Annotated in this window: 19 protein-coding genes and 2 pseudogenes; 7 read left to right on the forward strand and 14 right to left on the reverse strand. The window is 68.7% G+C overall.

The features are described from left to right. Positions 1 to 9: 9 nt before the first annotated feature. The 5 genes and pseudogenes from OH735_RS30655 to OH735_RS30675 form a co-directional block, all read right to left on the reverse strand. A pseudogene (locus tag OH735_RS30655) lies at positions 10 to 258 on the reverse strand (acyl carrier protein); the annotation flags it as partial. Beyond that, positions 255 to 1,505 (reverse strand): ketosynthase chain-length factor, encoded by a 1,251-nt coding sequence (locus OH735_RS30660; RefSeq protein WP_406384932.1) that lies wholly within the window; start codon positions 1,503 to 1,505, stop codon positions 255 to 257. The gene OH735_RS30660 and the pseudogene OH735_RS30655, both read right to left, overlap by 4 nt. Further along, complete coding sequence (locus OH735_RS30665; protein ID WP_406384933.1) at positions 1,498 to 2,775, reverse strand: beta-ketoacyl-[acyl-carrier-protein] synthase family protein; 1,278 nt, start codon at positions 2,773 to 2,775, stop codon at positions 1,498 to 1,500. The genes OH735_RS30660 and OH735_RS30665 overlap by 8 nt, the downstream gene beginning before the upstream one ends. Beyond that, on the reverse strand, positions 2,772 to 3,161 hold the full coding sequence (locus OH735_RS30670; RefSeq protein ID WP_406386812.1) for a cupin domain-containing protein: 390 nt from the start codon (positions 3,159 to 3,161) through the stop codon (positions 2,772 to 2,774). The genes OH735_RS30665 and OH735_RS30670 overlap by 4 nt, the downstream gene beginning before the upstream one ends. A 108-nt stretch (positions 3,162 to 3,269) precedes the next feature. Then, positions 3,270 to 3,596: a TcmI family type II polyketide cyclase gene (locus tag OH735_RS30675; protein WP_406384935.1), complete on the reverse strand. Its 327-nt coding sequence runs from the start codon at positions 3,594 to 3,596 to the stop codon at positions 3,270 to 3,272. Between the two features lie 513 nt (positions 3,597 to 4,109). Between OH735_RS30675 and OH735_RS30680 the strand changes: the two genes are divergently transcribed. From OH735_RS30680 to OH735_RS30690, 3 genes are all read left to right on the forward strand, one after another. Next, positions 4,110 to 4,565 carry a flavin reductase family protein gene (locus OH735_RS30680; RefSeq protein WP_406386814.1) on the forward strand — a complete coding sequence of 152 codons (456 nt, stop codon included), beginning with the start codon at positions 4,110 to 4,112 and terminating at the stop codon, positions 4,563 to 4,565. Then, on the forward strand, positions 4,562 to 5,401 hold the full coding sequence (locus tag OH735_RS30685) for a BTAD domain-containing putative transcriptional regulator (RefSeq protein ID WP_406384936.1): 840 nt from the start codon (positions 4,562 to 4,564) through the stop codon (positions 5,399 to 5,401). The genes OH735_RS30680 and OH735_RS30685 overlap by 4 nt, the downstream gene beginning before the upstream one ends. 165 nt (positions 5,402 to 5,566) lie before the next feature. After that, positions 5,567 to 5,758 carry a DUF6059 family protein gene (locus tag OH735_RS30690; protein WP_406386816.1) on the forward strand — a complete coding sequence of 64 codons (192 nt, stop codon included), beginning with the start codon at positions 5,567 to 5,569 and terminating at the stop codon, positions 5,756 to 5,758. 16 nt (positions 5,759 to 5,774) lie between these two features. Here the strand turns inward: OH735_RS30690 and OH735_RS30695 are convergent, their stop codons facing one another. Next, positions 5,775 to 6,287, reverse strand: coding sequence for an anthrone oxygenase family protein (locus OH735_RS30695; protein WP_406384938.1), 513 nt, complete (start codon positions 6,285 to 6,287; stop codon positions 5,775 to 5,777). A 218-nt stretch (positions 6,288 to 6,505) separates the two neighbouring features. Here OH735_RS30695 and OH735_RS30700 point away from each other — a divergent pair, with 218 nt between their 5' ends. After that, positions 6,506 to 8,017, forward strand: a complete 1,512-nt coding sequence (locus OH735_RS30700) for an MFS transporter (RefSeq protein ID WP_406384940.1) — start codon at positions 6,506 to 6,508, stop codon at positions 8,015 to 8,017. Between the two features lie 604 nt (positions 8,018 to 8,621). Here OH735_RS30700 and OH735_RS30705 read toward each other — a convergent pair. The 5 genes from OH735_RS30705 to rpmG all read right to left on the reverse strand — a co-directional run bounded on the left by OH735_RS30705 (position 8,622) and on the right by rpmG (position 11,037). Further along, positions 8,622 to 8,924: a hypothetical protein gene (locus OH735_RS30705; protein WP_389998894.1), complete on the reverse strand. Its 303-nt coding sequence runs from the start codon at positions 8,922 to 8,924 to the stop codon at positions 8,622 to 8,624. 207 nt (positions 8,925 to 9,131) lie between these two features. Then, on the reverse strand, positions 9,132 to 9,374 hold the full coding sequence (gene rpsR, locus OH735_RS30710; RefSeq protein WP_406384941.1) for a 30S ribosomal protein S18: 243 nt from the start codon (positions 9,372 to 9,374) through the stop codon (positions 9,132 to 9,134). A gap of 42 nt (positions 9,375 to 9,416) precedes the next feature. After that, positions 9,417 to 10,571, reverse strand: coding sequence for a CobW family GTP-binding protein (locus OH735_RS30715; protein WP_406384942.1), 1,155 nt, complete (start codon positions 10,569 to 10,571; stop codon positions 9,417 to 9,419). Beyond that, positions 10,571 to 10,825, reverse strand: coding sequence for a type B 50S ribosomal protein L31 (locus tag OH735_RS30720; RefSeq protein WP_329814610.1), 255 nt, complete (start codon positions 10,823 to 10,825; stop codon positions 10,571 to 10,573). Before OH735_RS30720 ends, OH735_RS30715 begins: the two co-directional genes overlap by 1 nt. 47 nt (positions 10,826 to 10,872) lie before the next feature. Beyond that, the gene (gene rpmG, locus OH735_RS30725) at positions 10,873 to 11,037 is read right to left on the reverse strand and encodes a 50S ribosomal protein L33 (RefSeq protein ID WP_203183923.1); all 165 of its coding nucleotides are present in this window, start codon (positions 11,035 to 11,037) and stop codon (positions 10,873 to 10,875) included. A 69-nt stretch (positions 11,038 to 11,106) separates the two neighbouring features. Between rpmG and rpmB the strand changes: the two genes are divergently transcribed. Beyond that, positions 11,107 to 11,343, forward strand: a complete 237-nt coding sequence (gene rpmB, locus OH735_RS30730) for a 50S ribosomal protein L28 (RefSeq protein WP_406384943.1) — start codon at positions 11,107 to 11,109, stop codon at positions 11,341 to 11,343. Further along, positions 11,343 to 11,648 carry a 30S ribosomal protein S14 gene (rpsN, locus tag OH735_RS30735; RefSeq protein WP_406384944.1) on the forward strand — a complete coding sequence of 102 codons (306 nt, stop codon included), beginning with the start codon at positions 11,343 to 11,345 and terminating at the stop codon, positions 11,646 to 11,648. Before rpmB ends, rpsN begins: the two co-directional genes overlap by 1 nt. A 135-nt stretch (positions 11,649 to 11,783) precedes the next feature. Here the strand turns inward: rpsN and OH735_RS30740 are convergent. Continuing rightward, positions 11,784 to 12,251: pseudogene (locus tag OH735_RS30740) on the reverse strand (hypothetical protein); the annotation flags it as partial. 6 nt (positions 12,252 to 12,257) lie between these two features. On the opposite strand from OH735_RS30740, the gene OH735_RS30745 reads away from it, so the two are divergent. Beyond that, a complete protein-coding gene (locus OH735_RS30745; RefSeq protein ID WP_406384945.1) occupies positions 12,258 to 12,998 on the forward strand; it encodes a GTP-binding protein in 741 nt (246 codons plus the stop codon). 138 nt (positions 12,999 to 13,136) lie between these two features. Here OH735_RS30745 and OH735_RS30750 read toward each other — a convergent pair whose 3' ends face one another. Both OH735_RS30750 and rpmF read right to left on the reverse strand, forming a co-directional pair. Then, on the reverse strand, positions 13,137 to 14,312 hold the full coding sequence (locus OH735_RS30750; protein WP_365693491.1) for a GTP-binding protein: 1,176 nt from the start codon (positions 14,310 to 14,312) through the stop codon (positions 13,137 to 13,139). A gap of 6 nt (positions 14,313 to 14,318) precedes the next feature. Continuing rightward, positions 14,319 to 14,489, reverse strand: a complete 171-nt coding sequence (gene rpmF / locus OH735_RS30755; RefSeq protein WP_406384947.1) for a 50S ribosomal protein L32 — start codon at positions 14,487 to 14,489, stop codon at positions 14,319 to 14,321. Positions 14,490 to 15,052: the final 563 nt, after the last annotated feature.

The following is a 15,052-nucleotide window of genomic DNA, read 5'->3' on the forward strand; positions in this document are numbered from 1 at the left end:
CGGGAGACGGGTGAGGTCCTCGGCATCCAACTGGATGTCGTATCGGTTCTCCACTTCGGTGAGGACATTGATCAGACCCAGCGAGTCCACTCCCATGTCCTGGATGGTCGCGATCGGGTCGTCCGCCCGCAGCGTCTCCGCGGGAACCCCGGTGCACTGCTGGACGATCTTGAGGAACTCCTCGTACGTGAGGGACGGCGCGGTCATGGATACCGGTCCTTTCGATGTCGCGTGGTCGGGATCGGGCAGGGGATTCATGAGCTGACGGTCCGGACGACGAGGGCGGAGTTGAAGCCGCCGTAGCCGCGGGCGAGCACCAGCGCGGTGCGCAGCGGAGCCTCGCGGGGCTCCGACACGAGGTCGATCCGGTGGGCGGGGTCCGCGGTGGCGCCCGGTCCGGTGGGCGGGATCACCTGGTCGCGTAGGGCGAGCAGAGCGGTGACGACGTCGAGCGGAGCTCCGCCCGCGTACAGCCGTCCGTAGCGCGCCTTGGGGGCCGTGACCGGCACCCCGCGTGGTCCGAAGACTTCGGCGAGGCATCGCGCCTCCGCACGGTCCAGTTCGGGGGTGGCCGCCGCGTCGGCGAAGACCACGTCGACCTCCTCCGGCCGGATCCGGGCGTCGGCGAGGGCGAGCCGGACGGCCCGGCGAAGAGCGGTGGGGGCGTTGCCCTCGGGGACGCCGGGCGCCGGGTCGAAGGTGGCCGCGTGACCGGCGATCTCACCGTACGGAGAGTCGGCGCCGCGCTCGCGGGCGTTGTCCTGCGCCTCCAGTACGAGGATGGCCCCGCCCTCGCCGGGGACGTGGCCGCACGCGGCCACGTCGAACGGCACGTAGGCACGCTCCGGGTCGTCGCTGGTGCTCAGCCGGCCGGAACTGGTCTGGCAGGTCAGGGCGTACGGGCTCAGCGGCGCCTCGGTACCCCCGGTCAGCACGGCCTTGGCATCCCCGTGCAGCAGGGCACGACGGGCCTGCGCGATCGCGTCGAGGCCGCCGGCCTGTTCGGCGACAGTGACCCCGCAGGGGCCCTTCATGCCGTGCCGGATGGAGAGCTGACCGGTCGTGGCGGCGTAGAACCAGGCGATCGACTGGTACGGACCGACATGCCGCGGTCCCTTCGACCACAGGGCCGCGATCTCCTGCTGGCCGAACGCGTTGCCTCCGGAGGAGGAGGCCGTGATGACCCCGAGGTCGTACGGGGAGAACGACTCGGGTCGCACCCCCGCATCGGCCAGCGCCTCCTCGGCCGCCAACAGCGCGAACTGGCTCCAGCGGTCCGTCTGCACGGCGAGCCGGGGGTCGACGCCGGGCAGAGTGCCGTCACCGAAGACCTCGCCGACCAGTCGCACCGGGAATTCGGCTGCGTCGAAGTGCGTCACGGGGCCGAGACCGAAGCGGCCGTCGAGCACGGAGTGCCAGAACGCGTCAGTTCCCCTGCCGCCCGGCGCCACCGCCGAGATGCCGGTGACCACGGCACGGCGCGGGGCCGTGGCTGTGTCAGACATCGAGCATCACCCGGCCGGGGGCGGCCAGCACCATCGCTGTCTGGAACCCGCCGAAGCCGCTGCCGACACTGAGTACGGTGTCCGTCCGCTGCTCACGTGCTGTCAACGGAACGTAGTCCAGGCCGAGTTCGGGATCCGGGTTCCGGAGATTGGCGGTCGGCGGAATCGTGTCCATCTCGATGGCGAGTGCGCAGGCGGCGAGCTCCAGGGCGCCGATCGCGCCCAGGGAATGGCCCACCATGGACTTGATCGAGCTCACCGGCACGCGGTAGGCGTGTTCGCCGAGCGAGGTCTTGAACGCGGAGGTCTCGTGCCGGTCGTTCTGCCGGGTACCCGACCCGTGGGCGTTGACGTAGTCCACGGCCTGCGGAGGCAACTGGGCACGGTCCAGTGCCACCCGCACCGCGTCCGCCAGTTCCGAACCGTCCGGGCGCAGACCGGTCATGTGGAACGCGTTGCTGCGCTGCGCGTACCCCGCGACCTCGCAGTAGACCCGGGCACCGCGGCGGCGCGCGGCCTCGGCGTCCTCCAGTACGAGGACGGCCGCGCCCTCGCCGAGCACGAAGCCATCACGGTCCCGGTCGAAGGGACGGGAGGCGTGGGCGGCGTCGTCGTTGTTGGACGAGGTCGCCTTGATGGCGTCGAAACAGGCGACGGTGATCGGCGAGATGGGCGCGTCGGTCGCACCGGCCACGACCATGTCGGCCAATCCGTCCTCGATGAACTGGGCACCCTGCGCCACGGAGTCGAGACCTGAGGTGCAGCCCGTCGACACCACCCGGACCGGCCCCTGTGCCCCGGCCGTCCAAGCCACCTCCGCCGCGAGCGTGCCGGGCACCAGCGCGCCGTACAGGTGCGGATACGGGTCCGAGGCATTCACGACCCAGCGGCTGCCGGCGTCGCTGACCCGGACGTACTGCTGTTCCAGCGTGATGGTGGAGCCGACCGCGCTCCCGATCGAGACGCCGATGCGATGCGGCGGCAACTGGTCGGTCTCGACCCCGCTGTCCGAGAGGGCCTCCCGTGCGGCGACCACAGCGAACTGGGCACAGCGATCCAGCCGCCCGACCTCTTCGGAACTCAGTCCGCAAGCGGCGGGGTCGAAGTCGCACTCCGCCGCGATCCTTGAGCGGTAGCCCGACGCGTCGAAGTGCGTGATGGCACGGGTGGCTGTACGTCCCTCGGACAGCAGCTTCCAGAAGGCCTTGGTGCCGATGCCCCCGGGCGCCACCACTCCGACGCCGGTGACCACGGCCCTGCGGCGACTCATACCGACTCCTGATGCGGCAGCGGTTCGGTGTCCACATGCCCGAGTTCGGGGCGCGGTGCGAGCGGGCCCAGCTGGAAGACCAGGAAGGCGGGCTCCGTACCGTCGTTCTCCAGCCGGTGCCGGACGTTGATCCGCAGGTGGAGCGCCTCACCCGCGGCGAGCGGGACGGGCTCCCCGTCGATCCGCGCCGTGATCTCCCCTCTGACGAGGTACAGGAACTCCTCGGAATACGGGTGGTAGTGCTCGGTGACGACCTCGCCCGGCTCCAAGGTGAGGACCCCCATGAACCCTGAAGTGGTGCCTGCGGTGGCCGGGCTCAGCAATGTGCGCAGATCCCCGCCCCGGCGCCGGTTGGGCTCGATGTCCTTCGTCACGATCTTGGTCATTCGTTCGCTGGCCACGCCAGCCTCCTCTCGTTGGTCCGCACCGACGGTGCGGCGGCTCCCCCGGCCGGCGACGCCGCCGTCGCCTCGGCACGCGAGCGGCGATCCGGCTCAGCCGTCCGCGTGCCAGGTGTAGAACTCGTGGGCCATGGCGTCCCGGGGCCCTTGCCACGTCCCCGGGTCGTATGCGGTGATGTGCGCGCTCAACCTGTCGCTGACATCGGTGAACAGCTCGTGGCTCCGCAGCTCGTTGATCGATCCGCGCACGTCCTCGTCGGACGCCAGGTAATGCATGTAGAGATCGTGGAAGCGGAACAGTCTGCGTTCCTTCACACCGATCAGATGGGGCAGCTCGCCGGCGTCGGATTCGGTGAAGATACGGTTCACATCATCGGCGGAATCTGGCTTCATGCGAGCCACGATCAGAGTGCTGCGCATTCACTTTCCTCCCGTTCCAGGTTTTCGGTCGTTCGGTGAGCGGCCACATCAGAATCACCCGACGGGGTAAAGCGTCGATGAGGTCAGGAAAAAGCCATGAGAAGAAAGACGGCCGCCGGTCCGGCTCCGTGGAACGCCGCCGGCCACTGCGGCAGCAACCGGAGGTCGCACGGCACGCCCCCGGTTCTCCCGGGTTGCCCAGTCAGTCGTGCCGCACAACGGGCGCCGGGGTTGAACACGCCTCGTTGACCTGGGCCTACGCGGTCAGGTGCCATGCGTCGGCACATCTCCTTGGGACGAAAGTACGCCCCGCCTCATCCTTTGGGGCCGTAGGCGGCACCATCGTCGTCTCGTTAAGCTCGCGGCACCTGCACCACCCTGTTTCTGGCTCCTGTGATTTCAGCTGTGAGAGGCAAGTGCGGTATTTCCTAGGGGGTTGACGTGGACAGCTTGACCGTTTCTGAAGCCGAGGAAAGGGACACCGCGACCGTGGAGGCACGAGTGCTCCGTGACGTGTGCGGACGTTATCCGACGGGCGTCGCGGTGATTACCTGTCAAGGTAAGGACGAGGAGCCGGTGGGGGTTACGGTGAATTCGTTCACCTCGGTTTCGCTCGACCCTGCCCTGGTGCTTTTCTGTGTCCACAGGGAGTCGAGGGCTCTCGCGGCTCTTCAGGCCTCCGGCGCCTTCGCCGTCAACATCCTTGCCTCCGACCAGGCCCACCTGTGCCGCGCTTTCGCCCGCCGCGACACCGCCGAGTTCGACGACCTGCCCCATGGTCCCGGTGCGACCGGCTCCCCGGTGCTCGGGGACTCGCTGGCCTATCTCGACTGCCGGCTGCACACCACGTTCCAGGGCGGGGACCACGAGATCGTGATCGGGGAGGTCGTCGACCTCAGCCTGCTGCGCGAGGAGCAGCCGCTGACCTTCTTCCGCAGTGCCCACCCGCGGCTGGAGGTTCTGGCATGACCGCCACCATGGAAGTGCAGCCGGCGTGCGGTGTGCAGGACATCACCCCGCGCAGGGTCGCCCTGCGACTGCTGGGGCCACTGGAGATCGTGGTGGACTCCGTCGAAGTTCCCCTGCCGCAGCGCAAGTTGCGTCAGCTCCTGGCCACACTCCTCATCCGGCCCAACGCGACCTTGTCCACCGAGGCGCTCATCCGTGAACTGTGGGGCGACCGCCCGCCGGCCACCGCCCTCGCGGCCCTGCGGGTGTACGTCTCCCAACTGCGCAAGTTCCTGATCCGGCACGACCTCGACGGCCGCTGGTGCACGCTGCGCACCCGGGCCCCCGGCTATCAACTGCAGGTCAACGACGGCATCCTCGACACCGTGTGCTTCGACCGCCTGTGTGCGCTGGCGGCGGATTCGGCGGAGGCCGGCCACGAGGAACTGGCGTCGAAACAGTACCGAGAGGCACTGGACCTCCGTCGCGGCCCGACACTGGAGGACCTGGGGGAAAGCACGGCGCTCTCTGGCGCCGCACTTCAGTACGACGAGGCGTGGATGACCGCGCTCAAGAGACGCGTCGACCTGGATCTGCGGCTCGGCCGTCATCTCGAACTGGTTGGTGAGCTCAGCCGGCTGGTGGCCGAGAACCCTCTCAGCGAAGGGTTCTGTGCCCGCCTCATGGTGGCGCTCCACCGCAGCGGCCGCAGCGGCGACGCGTTTGTTGCCTACCGTCGCATGCGGGAGCAGCTCGTCGAGGAACTGGGCATCGACCCCGGTCTCGAACTGCGCATGGCCCACCAGACCGTACTCGCCGACGACACGGCGTTCCACCTGCGGCGGGCCTCGGCCTGAGCGGCCAGGCGAGTACCGCGGACGGGGAAACGGAATGGCGATCTTGGCCCAGGTCTTCGAGCGCAGGACCCGGTGTGCAACCGGCGATCAGCCCGTAACTTCACGGCCTTGCGCTTTAGCCCGGTTTTTTCGCTGCCCACCACGATTGGTTCCATGCGTTGGTCCATGCGTCGCCTCTTGCGCCTGTGCGCGGATTCACTGATTGCCTACGGCCAGATATATCTGTCCGAGCCCCATCCGTACATCGCGGAACCGCCCCCACCCGGGCACCCCGAATGCCTGGCCTCGGATCGGCCGTTGACCGAGACCGAAAGGGCTCTCGACCGTCAGCTGGAAGGCAGGACCGGCCGTGGCTGACCACCGGGGCGCGTTCTCATGCCTTCGTCTCCCGCGGCTGCGCGCCGTCCGCCTCGATGGGCTCCCGAGCGGTCTCCTGCCGGTCTCGGAAAGGCGCCACGGCGGTGACGACGAGCAGAATGAAGGCGACCAGGGCGGTGGTGGTGCGCAGCCGGTTGAACAGGTCCCACCGGTGCAGGAGCTCGGCGTAGTTGGCCGGCGCCGACGTGGTGGCCCACACCTTGATCTGACCGTTGATCGGCACGTTACCGAAACGAGTGATCAGAAAGGACGCCACCGCCAGCGAGGTCGCACCGGCGGCGAGCCATCGCTCCCGGCCGCGGGTCTGCAGCGCCAGCGCCAGGGAGCTGGCAGCGGCGGCCGCCATCGCGGTCAGCATCACCGGAGAGTTCATCTTCATCAGTTGGGCGTGGAAGGACAGCCGCATTTCCAGCGGAACCTTCCAGAACGTCGGCGCGAGGTTGATCGCCCCATAGCCGAATGCGCCGGTGAGAAGACCGGTGGTGGCGATGGCAATGCCTTTCGTCATGCGAACAAGCATGATCTCTCCCTCAGTTGAACAGCCCGGCCCCGTTGTGCGTCATCACGGGCAGGATAGCCACGCCAGTGGCCGGGGCGATGCACGGATTGCGCGCGGCGCCGGTCGCAGAACAAAGAAGCAAGATAAACCGGCTGAAATCAGCCGCACGCGGCGCGCCTCCGGGATTTCCCCGGCCGCGCGCGTGCGCCCCACCACCTGGAGGTCCCATGTCACGCGGAGCACGGGCCGGCTCGGGCCCCGAAAAGGCTTCCCCGACGGGACCCACCCGTCACCCGGTTCTCGCCCTGCTCGTCATCGCCGCGGCGGAATTGATGGTGGTGCTCGACGCCACGATCGTGAACATCGCGCTGCCGAGCATCCAGAGCGGACTGAAGGTGTCCGGGGGCAACCTGGCCTGGGTGGTGAACGCCTACGCGGTCACGTTCGGCGGACTGATGCTTCTCGGCGGCAGGGCCGGCGACCTGTTCGGTCGGCGCCGCGTCTTCAGGTTCGGCATCGCCTTATTCGTACTCGCGTCACTGCTCGGCGGCCTGGCACCCAATGCGGGACTGCTCATAGCCGCACGGGTGCTACAGGGTATGGGCGCCGCCGTCGCGGCACCCACCGCGCTCGCGCTGATCGCCACGAACTTTCCCGAGGGCATGGAGCGCAACCGAGCCATGGGCACCTACGCCGCCATGGCCGGCGTGGGGTCGACCGTCGGCCTGATCGCGGGCGGTGTCCTCACCGAGTACCTCGACTGGCGTTGGGTACTGCTGGTGAACATACCCATCGGCATCGGTGTGCTGGCCGGAACCACCGTGCTCGGCGAGGCCGACCCCGCACACGGGAAGCTCGACGTCCAGGGGGCGGCAGCGGGGACCGCCGGCCTGCTCTCCCTGGTCTACGCGATCACCCGCGGCGGCCAGGAGGGCTGGACCGACAGCCTCACCCTCACCTGCTTCGCCACCGCCGCGGTGCTGCTCACCCTGTTCCTGCTCCGGCAGAGCCGCATCGAACACCCCATGCTGCCCCTGCGCGTCCTCCAGGACCGCAACCGTGCAGGCACCTACGCGGCCCTGTTGCTCGTGGGCCTGGGCATGTTCGCCACGTTCTATTTCCTGACCCTCTACATGCAGCATGTGCTGGAGTACAGCGCGTTGAGAACGGGGCTCGCCTACCTGCCGTTCAGTGCCGGCATCGGCCTGATGGCGGGGATCGGCTCGAAGCTCGTGGTCGAGCTGCCGCCACGGCTGCTGGCCGCACCCGGACTGGTGGTCGCCATGGCCGGAATGCTCTGGCTGAGCACGCTGACACCGCACTCCCCGTACGCGGGCGCGCTGATGCCCGCCATGTTCGTCACCGCCGTCGGACTCGGCTGCGCCTTCGTACCGCTGACACTCGGCGCCGTGCGTGGTGTCGACACGAGCGACTCGGGCAGTGCGTCGGGACTGCTCAACACCGCTCAACAGACCGGTGGCGCGCTCGGCCTGGCCATCCTGGCCACGCTGTCGACGTCCGTCGCCGACAACCGCCTGCCGCACGCGGACGAGACCTATTTCGCGGGTCTGCGCATGCACGACGCCGCGCTCGTGATACGAGCCCAGGAGGCCATGACGCATGGCTACAGCAGGGCGTTCATCGGCGCGGCGCTGGCGTTCGCGACAGCCGCACTCATCGTTGCCGTGGTCATCGACGCGGGCAAGCAGGACCCGTCCGACAGTGGCGCGGCGCACTGATGGTGCTGACGTCATGTACGTCCCGACCGGGCGCGTGGTCCGCGAGGCGCCGAGGTGGGATGCCGACGGCTGCGGCCCCGGGGCTTCCGCCGCGAGGCCGCATGGTGGTCGGACATGGGGCCGTCGGTCCGGGCCTGCATGGCGGCCTCCCGGACGTCCGCGTCCGACTCCAGGCTCACGCTGTGCACGGGTCGTTCGTCGATCCCCAGGACGCGCATCAACTCGGTGGTCGGGGTTGAGGGGCGAGCCCAGCCCGTCCACGAGGCTGTGCAGGAATCGGGATGAGGCCAGCAAGGACGTGAGTGGTGGTTCGAGCTTCGGGTTCAGGAACAAGGGGACAGCCAACAGCGGCACTCGCCTCTCAGGGGGGCAGCGACAGCTCGACTGCCGGGGGCACTGGTTGGCGCCGCCGCAGGTGATGGGTCAGCTCTTCGAGATGATTGTCATATCCATAATGTCCAGGCCGAGCGACCTCTATGCCTGCGTCATGAACGAACGTGAACAGCGGCAGGCGCCGGTGCGGAGAGTCCACACCGGCGCCTGTCGTGTCCGTGCATGTCACCTGATCGGCCGATGCCGACGGGCCTCGAGCTGCAGTGGTTGATCAGTGATCGTCCCAATGCCCGTCGTGCGAGGCATGCCGATGGCCGTCATGGACGTAGTCGACGTGGTCCTCATGCGGCACGGCGACATGGCCGCAGTCCAGTCCGTGCTGGTGCTCGTGCCCTTCGTGCACCGAGTGCGCCGGATTCACGCACTCGTCCACATGGTCTTCGTGGACGCGATGCAGGTGGCTGTCGTGCGCGTAGTCGATGTGGTCGTTGTGCGGGATCGCCACGTGGCCGCATCCCGGGGCGTGCTGGTGCGCGTGCGCGGGGTGGGGGTGGTGCGCCGTGGTCGTGGACATCTCGCTGACTCCTTCGTAGGTTCGCCTCCTGAGAGACGCCGGAGTGGCCTGCCGGGGAACGAGTGGCAGATATATCCGGCATATCCCGCAGAGTAAGCCTGTCCCGACACGGACGCCTCCGGGCGCGCTGCCGGCGCTGCGGCGTGCTGCCCAGGGCTCTCGAACGTCACCCCGCCCCGCACCGCGACGGCTGCCCCGGGCCGCGGATCACTTGCTGGAGCTGGAGTACGGCAGCAGCGCCATCTCGCGTGCGTTCTTGACCGCTGTGGCGACCTGTCGCTGCTGCTGGGCGCTGATACGGGTGACCCTGCGGCTGCGGATCTTGCCCCGGTCGGAGATGAACTTCCGCAGCAGATCGGTGTCCTTGTAGTCGATGTAGGTGATCTCCGCTGCGTCGAGCGGGTTCGGTCGGTTCTTGGCGGGCTTACGGGGTTCCTGGCGTCGCGCCATGGGTCTTCCTTACGGGGGTGGGTGTTCGGGTGCGTGAGGCGGTCAGTGGACCGGGTCGAGAAGCGCGTCGAATGCGGCCGGCAGGTTCTTCCATGCCGCGCGGCCTGCTTCGTACTCGTCGTCGGTCAGCAGGCAGGAATCGAGCAGAGCGGTCAGTCCGTCCCGGTCGAGGCCGGGAGAGATGAAGACCAGGTGCTGGCAGCAGTCGCCGTGCTCGGGGTGCCAGTCCAGTGCAGCGGCCGCTCGCCGGACCGGCGGAACCATGTCCCAGACGGCGTCCGGCAGGGATGCGAGCCAGGGGCCGTTGTTCTCGACGCAGAGCGCGCCGCCCGCCGCGTCCCAGGACAGGAGGGTGTCGGGACGATCGGCGAGCCAGAACCGGCCCCGGCTGCGGGCGGCCGCACAACTCAGATCCTCCAGCGCGTCGTACAGGCGCTCGGGATGGAACGGGCGGTGCCTGCGCCACACGAGAGTGCTGACGCCGGCCTCCTCGGCCTCCTGGGGCAGCAGGGCGCAGGCCGGATGCTGGCCGGCACCGGCCGCTTCCACGTCGAACCCCGAGAGAGCAAGCTTCACCAACTCCTGGGAACCGGCCGCTGCCTGCGGTGCCGTCGGGTGCAGCTGACCGATCAGCGCCCGGTCCTCCTCGTCCGCCCGGTCGTTGTCCACGAGGGCGACAGCCGACGCGTACTCCAACTGCCGGGCCCAGGTGTCTCCGACGGTCCGCTCATCGGTGGCCGCGGCTGCCAGACCCGCCTCGGCGAGGTCGTCACCGTTGACGAGGTAGGGCAGCACGAGGGCGGGATCGACGGCGGTGACCACACCGGTCACCTCGACCAGGCCCTCACCGTGCGCGGCGATGACCTCGGCCATCGCCCTGGGCTCGACGGAGTCCCAGAGCTCGACGACGGCCATCCTGGTCACACCGTCGACCGCCAGGCGCTCCAGCTCCGGCATCAGGTCCACGCGCAGGGCGCAGCAGGCGCAGTCGTTCACCAGGGGGGCCTCGCCGCTGGAGAGCATCCCGGAGGTGTCGCGTACGGTCCGGCGCACCGTGCCCTTCTCCGCTGTCGCCAGGTCGTGGTGCAGTGCGACGCTGTGAGGCACCTCCCTCAACAGCCCCTCCACGACCTCGTGGCGTGCGTCCGAGTGCAGCCCGTTGACGATGACGACGGGGAGCGTGTGCTTGTCCTCCATCACCGGCCCTCACGGCGGCCGTAGCGCCGCTCGAAGCGCTCGACGCGGCCCGCGGTGTCCAGGACGCGGGCGGTGCCGGTGTAGAAGGGATGGCTCGCGGAGGAGATCTCCACGTCGACGACAGGGTAGGTGTTGCCGTCCTCCCATTCGACGGTGCGGTCGCTGGTCAGGGTGGAGCGGGTCAGGAAGGCGAAGTCGGCGGCCTTGTCGCGGAAGACGACGGGGCGGTAGGCGGGGTGGATCCCGGGCTTCATAGCGGTGTCCTAGGGGTCGGGGGGTGTTGAGCGGGGGAGTTGTGGTGTCAGCGCTCTTCGCGGAAGTCGACGTGGCGGCGGACGAGTGGGTCGAACTTCCGCAGCACCAGCCGGTCGGGGTTGTTTCGTCGGTTCTTGCGGGTGACGTAGGTGTAGCCCGTTCCCGCGGTGGAGCGGAGCTTGATGATCGGGCGTAGTTCGTTGCGAGCCATGCCGCTACTATATGGAAATGGTTTCCATGTTCAATATGGGGGCCGGTTCAATGAGAGGCAGGTAACTTCGTGTCCGCCCACTGCCAACTGACCGGCGCACAGCCGGGCTTCGGCAACAACATCTCCCACTCGCACCGGCGCACGTCGCGCCGATTCGACCCGAACATCCAGCGCAAGCGCTACTGGCTGCCCAGTGAAGGACGGCATGTACGCCTGGTGCTGAGCGCCAGGGCGATCAAGACGATCGACACCATCGGCGTCGAGGCAGCGGTCGCCCGCATCCGGGCGCGGGGAGTGAAGGTCTGATGGCCAAGAAGAGCAAGATCGCGCAGAACGAGAAGCGCAAGGCGACCGTCGAGCAGTACGCCGCACGGCGTGCGGAGTTGAAGGAGATCATCCGTCGGCCCGACACCACGGAGGCCGAGCGGGCCGCCGCGGCCGAGGAACTGCGCCGCCAGCCGCGCAACGCCAGCGCGACCCGGGTGCGCAACCGGGACAGCGTGGACGGCCGTCCCCGCGGTCACCTGCGGAAGTTCGGGCTGTCCCGGGTCAGGATGCGCGAACAGGCGCACGCCGGATTCCTTCCCGGAGTGACCAAGTCCTCCTGGTGACACCACCCGTCGCCGTTCCCCGGCCCGAAGGCCGCCCCCGCTGACGAGGCGGCGTCGCGGGGGCATCGCAGGACAGCAGCAGGAGGAGCGCGCTCCCGCCCGGCGGGAACGCGCTCCTCGGGACTCGGGAGAGGGTCAGCGCTGCTTGACGCCGCTCAGCTCGTTGGGGGCCTTCGGCAGTTCCGTCGAGGCCAGCTGCTTGCCCGACTCGATGTCGATGGCCAGCAGCTTCTTGCTCGACGGGTCCGAGACGTACGCCGTGTGGTCGCGCACGAACAGCGCCGGGCGGGGCTGCTGCCAGTCCAGCGGCTCCTGCCACGAACCGAGGGCGGAGATCTTCTTGGTCACCTTGCCCGTGGCGGGGTCGATGACATGGATACTGCCGTCGGTGCCCAGGACGAGCGCCTCACCGTGCGGACCGCGTGCCAGCGAACGGAAGGTGTAGCTCGTACCGATGTCGACGAGCCGCATCTTGCCCGTCTCGGTGTCGATGAGCGACACCTGCTCCGGGCGTTCCAGCTCGGCGTCCTTGTCCTTCTTGTAATCGCCGAGGACGATGGGGGACTCGTAGGACCCGGCCTGGTTGCCGATCCGGCCGATATCGGTTGCGTGTACCGGGCTGTGCGGCTGTGGAACGGCTGGGACCGTCCGGCTCCGCTCACGCAGGCCGAGGCGGCGGTACGGCAGGTCGAGTCTGCCGATGTGCTCTACGTGCCCGCGGGGGAAGGCGCCGACAGGCGGTACGCATCAGGAGCGGCGTCTCTGGTAGAGCAGGTCAACGGCACCGCTTCGCTTCTGGATTCATCCGCCGATGGGCGTCACCTGGTGCGCCCCCTGCCGGCTGACTTCGGTGAACAGTGGCTGGCGCGACTGGATCCCGTGGTGATCCCCGGCATCCGGCGCGGAACCGCGCACTCCGTGCAGTCAGTGCTGTGGCGCTCCCGCCGCCCCGCCCACCCGCAACGCCTGGCCGATGCCCTCACCGCCGTCATGAGGGGCGTCGTACGCGGCCGAGGCCATCTGGGGCTCTCCAGCCGTCCCGATTCCGTGGTCACCTGGCGTTCCGCCGGCGCGCACCTGGAACTGCGGGAGGCGGACCGGTGGCCGGAGCCGGAAGAGGCGCGGGCCTGGCAGGCCGCCACGCCCCAGAGGCGCACTCTCGCGTCGTGGTTTTGGCACGACTACTACGGGGGGCGGCGCAACGAAATCGTCTTCACCGGAGTGGATCTCGATGAGCAGGCCATCCGACTCGCCCTCGACGAAGCCCTGCTGACCGACCATGAGTTGGCGCAGGGCAGGGAGGCGTGGGCCGCGATTCCCGACCCGCTGCTCAGTAATGACCCGGGGTGAGTGAGGCCCCTGCCGCCGCGTGTACACGTGTATAGGTGAACCCCGTCGACCGATGGTCTGGTCGACGAGGTTCACCTATACACGTGTAAGAGCCGGACCGGACGATGCCGTGGCTGCGACCACCGTCCGGCCCGGAGTTCAGGGGTGTGCCGCCACCGGGTCCGGGTGCTTGTGCTCACACGCGTCGTCGATGCCGTAGGTGTCCCACTCCGGGAACGGATCGGTCACGGGCCGCGCCTCTCCCTCGGACATCAGGCACTCGGCCAGGGCATCATGGAGGGCCTCCACCTGCAGATCCGTGCCGATGAAGACCAGTTCCTGGCCCTGCGCGGTGTCGGCGTCGCGCGCGCCGGACGGCTCGAAGCGGGCCACGGAACCCGCCTGTGACCAGAGTCCGGTCACGTTTGGCCGACTGGACAGCCAGAAGAATCCCTTGGAGCGCAGTACCTGCCCGTACCGGCCGCTGTCGAGCCCGCCGGTGACGAATGTCCACAGGCGGTCGGGGTGGAAGGGGCGGTCCGAGCGGAAGACCGTGCTGGAGATTCCGTACTCCTCGGTCTCCGGCATGTGGTCCCCGTTCAGTTCACGAACCCATCCGGGAGCCTGCTGGGCCCGCTCCAGGTCGAAGAGGCCGGTGCCGAGTACCTCGGACAGTTCCACGCGGCCTCGGCTGACGGGCACTATCCGAGCCACCGGGTTGAGGCGGTTGAGCGCGGCGTTGAGCTGTTCGCGCCCTCGCTCGTCCACGAGGTCCAGCTTGTTCAGCACGATGACGTCGGCGAACTCGATCTGGTCCATGAGCAGGTCGCTGACCGTCCGCTCGTCGTCCTCGTACTGATCGAGTCCGCGCTCGGCGAGGCCGTCACCCCCCGCCAGTTCCGGAAGGAAGTTGGCCGCGTCGACCACGGTGACCATCGTGTCGAGCCGGGCGAGATCACCCAGTGTCGCCCCGTCGTCTCGTGGGAAGGAGAAGGTCGCCGCCACCGGCATCGGTTCCGAGATACCGCTGGACTCGATCAGCAGGTAGTCGTAGCGCCCCTCGCGGGCGAGCCGGTCCACCTCTTCGAGCAGATCGTCGCGCAGGGTGCAGCAGATGCATCCGTTGGTCATCTCGACCAGGCGTTCCTCGGTGCGCGAGAGTGCGGCCTCACCTCCGCGCACCAGTGCCGCGTCGATGTTGATCTCGCTCATGTCGTTGACGATCACCGCGACCCGCATGCCCTCGCGGTTGCCGAGGACATGGTTGAGCAGTGTGGTCTTGCCGGCCCCCAGAAAGCCGGAAAGCACAGTGACGGGCAGTAGGTCCTGGGCCATGAAGGATCAGCCCTCGGGGCGCAGGAGGCCGCGCTCGTAGGCCCTCACCAGCCGCTGCGGCACCTGGTAGACGGAGCCGTCGACCGTGACGGGCACGAGCTGAGGCGTCGTGGCCTTCCACTGGGCACGACGGTGACGGGTGTTGCTGCGGGACGTTTTCCGCTTCGGGACTGCCATGAAGACCTCCTGGGTCGTCGTCGACACCGAACGCTATATGAAAACGATAGTCAATGCTAAATGGGTTCTGTGGCGCGGAACCGTCCCTCCGCCGGCGCTCACCGCCCCCCACGACGGCGCACCCTCTCGCCGACATGAATCGCCCCGCCGGCAGCCGCTCGATCACCTCGTACTGCCGCGCCGCGGCCGCTGACTCCCGCACCTCGGCCCCGATAGCGCCGTGGCGGCCGAGACGCATGTCTTTTCGGTCGTGCCACCGAAGAGAGTGCACGTCCCCTTGCATGTCATGGCATCGGTACGCCCGAGGCTCTGGCGGTGCGTCGCAGAGCCACCGACGCCCTCACCGAGGCGCGCGAGACACCCGAAGACGGTTCAGGCGCATCCAGCCTGGCGTTGTGTATACCGGGTGTCCCATCGTGAGGAAGGCCAGACGGCACGCGCCCCAGCCCGCCGCCGACGCTGTCCCACGGGGGAGGTGATCCTCGGGGGTGGACACGCACCGGGACACTCATGTGGCTGCCGTCCTCTCCCCGCTCGGGGCAGTGTTCGGCACCGAGGAGTTC

This window comes from Streptomyces sp. NBC_01618 (assembly GCF_045209435.1).
Classification (GTDB): domain Bacteria; phylum Actinomycetota; class Actinomycetes; order Streptomycetales; family Streptomycetaceae; genus Streptomyces.

Bases quoted from the DNA above. Each gene is read 5' to 3' on its own strand.
- OH735_RS30670 (WP_406386812.1), bottom strand. From the start codon at position 3,161: ATGACCAAGATCGTGACGAAGGACATCGAGCCCAACCGGCGCCGGGGC.
- OH735_RS30690 (WP_406386816.1), top strand. From the start codon at position 5,567: ATGCGTCGCCTCTTGCGCCTGTGCGCGGATTCACTGATTGCCTACGGC.
- OH735_RS30660 (WP_406384932.1), bottom strand. From the start codon at position 1,505: ATGTCTGACACAGCCACGGCCCCGCGCCGTGCCGTGGTCACCGGCATC.
- rpmF (WP_406384947.1), bottom strand. From the start codon at position 14,489: ATGGCAGTCCCGAAGCGGAAAACGTCCCGCAGCAACACCCGTCACCGT.
- OH735_RS30695 (WP_406384938.1), bottom strand. From the start codon at position 6,287: ATGACGAAAGGCATTGCCATCGCCACCACCGGTCTTCTCACCGGCGCA.
- OH735_RS30715 (WP_406384942.1), bottom strand. From the start codon at position 10,571: ATGGAGGACAAGCACACGCTCCCCGTCGTCATCGTCAACGGGCTGCAC.
- OH735_RS30705 (WP_389998894.1), bottom strand. From the start codon at position 8,924: ATGTCCACGACCACGGCGCACCACCCCCACCCCGCGCACGCGCACCAG.
- OH735_RS30720 (WP_329814610.1), bottom strand. From the start codon at position 10,825: ATGAAGCCCGGGATCCACCCCGCCTACCGCCCCGTCGTCTTCCGCGAC.
- rpmG (WP_203183923.1), bottom strand. From the start codon at position 11,037: ATGGCTCGCAACGAACTACGCCCGATCATCAAGCTCCGCTCCACCGCG.
- rpsR (WP_406384941.1), bottom strand. From the start codon at position 9,374: ATGGCGCGACGCCAGGAACCCCGTAAGCCCGCCAAGAACCGACCGAAC.
- OH735_RS30700 (WP_406384940.1), top strand. From the start codon at position 6,506: ATGTCACGCGGAGCACGGGCCGGCTCGGGCCCCGAAAAGGCTTCCCCG.
- rpsN (WP_406384944.1), top strand. From the start codon at position 11,343: ATGGCCAAGAAGAGCAAGATCGCGCAGAACGAGAAGCGCAAGGCGACC.
- OH735_RS30750 (WP_365693491.1), bottom strand. From the start codon at position 14,312: ATGGCCCAGGACCTACTGCCCGTCACTGTGCTTTCCGGCTTTCTGGGG.
- OH735_RS30685 (WP_406384936.1), top strand. From the start codon at position 4,562: ATGACCGCCACCATGGAAGTGCAGCCGGCGTGCGGTGTGCAGGACATC.
- OH735_RS30665 (WP_406384933.1), bottom strand. From the start codon at position 2,775: ATGAGTCGCCGCAGGGCCGTGGTCACCGGCGTCGGAGTGGTGGCGCCC.
- OH735_RS30675 (WP_406384935.1), bottom strand. From the start codon at position 3,596: ATGCGCAGCACTCTGATCGTGGCTCGCATGAAGCCAGATTCCGCCGAT.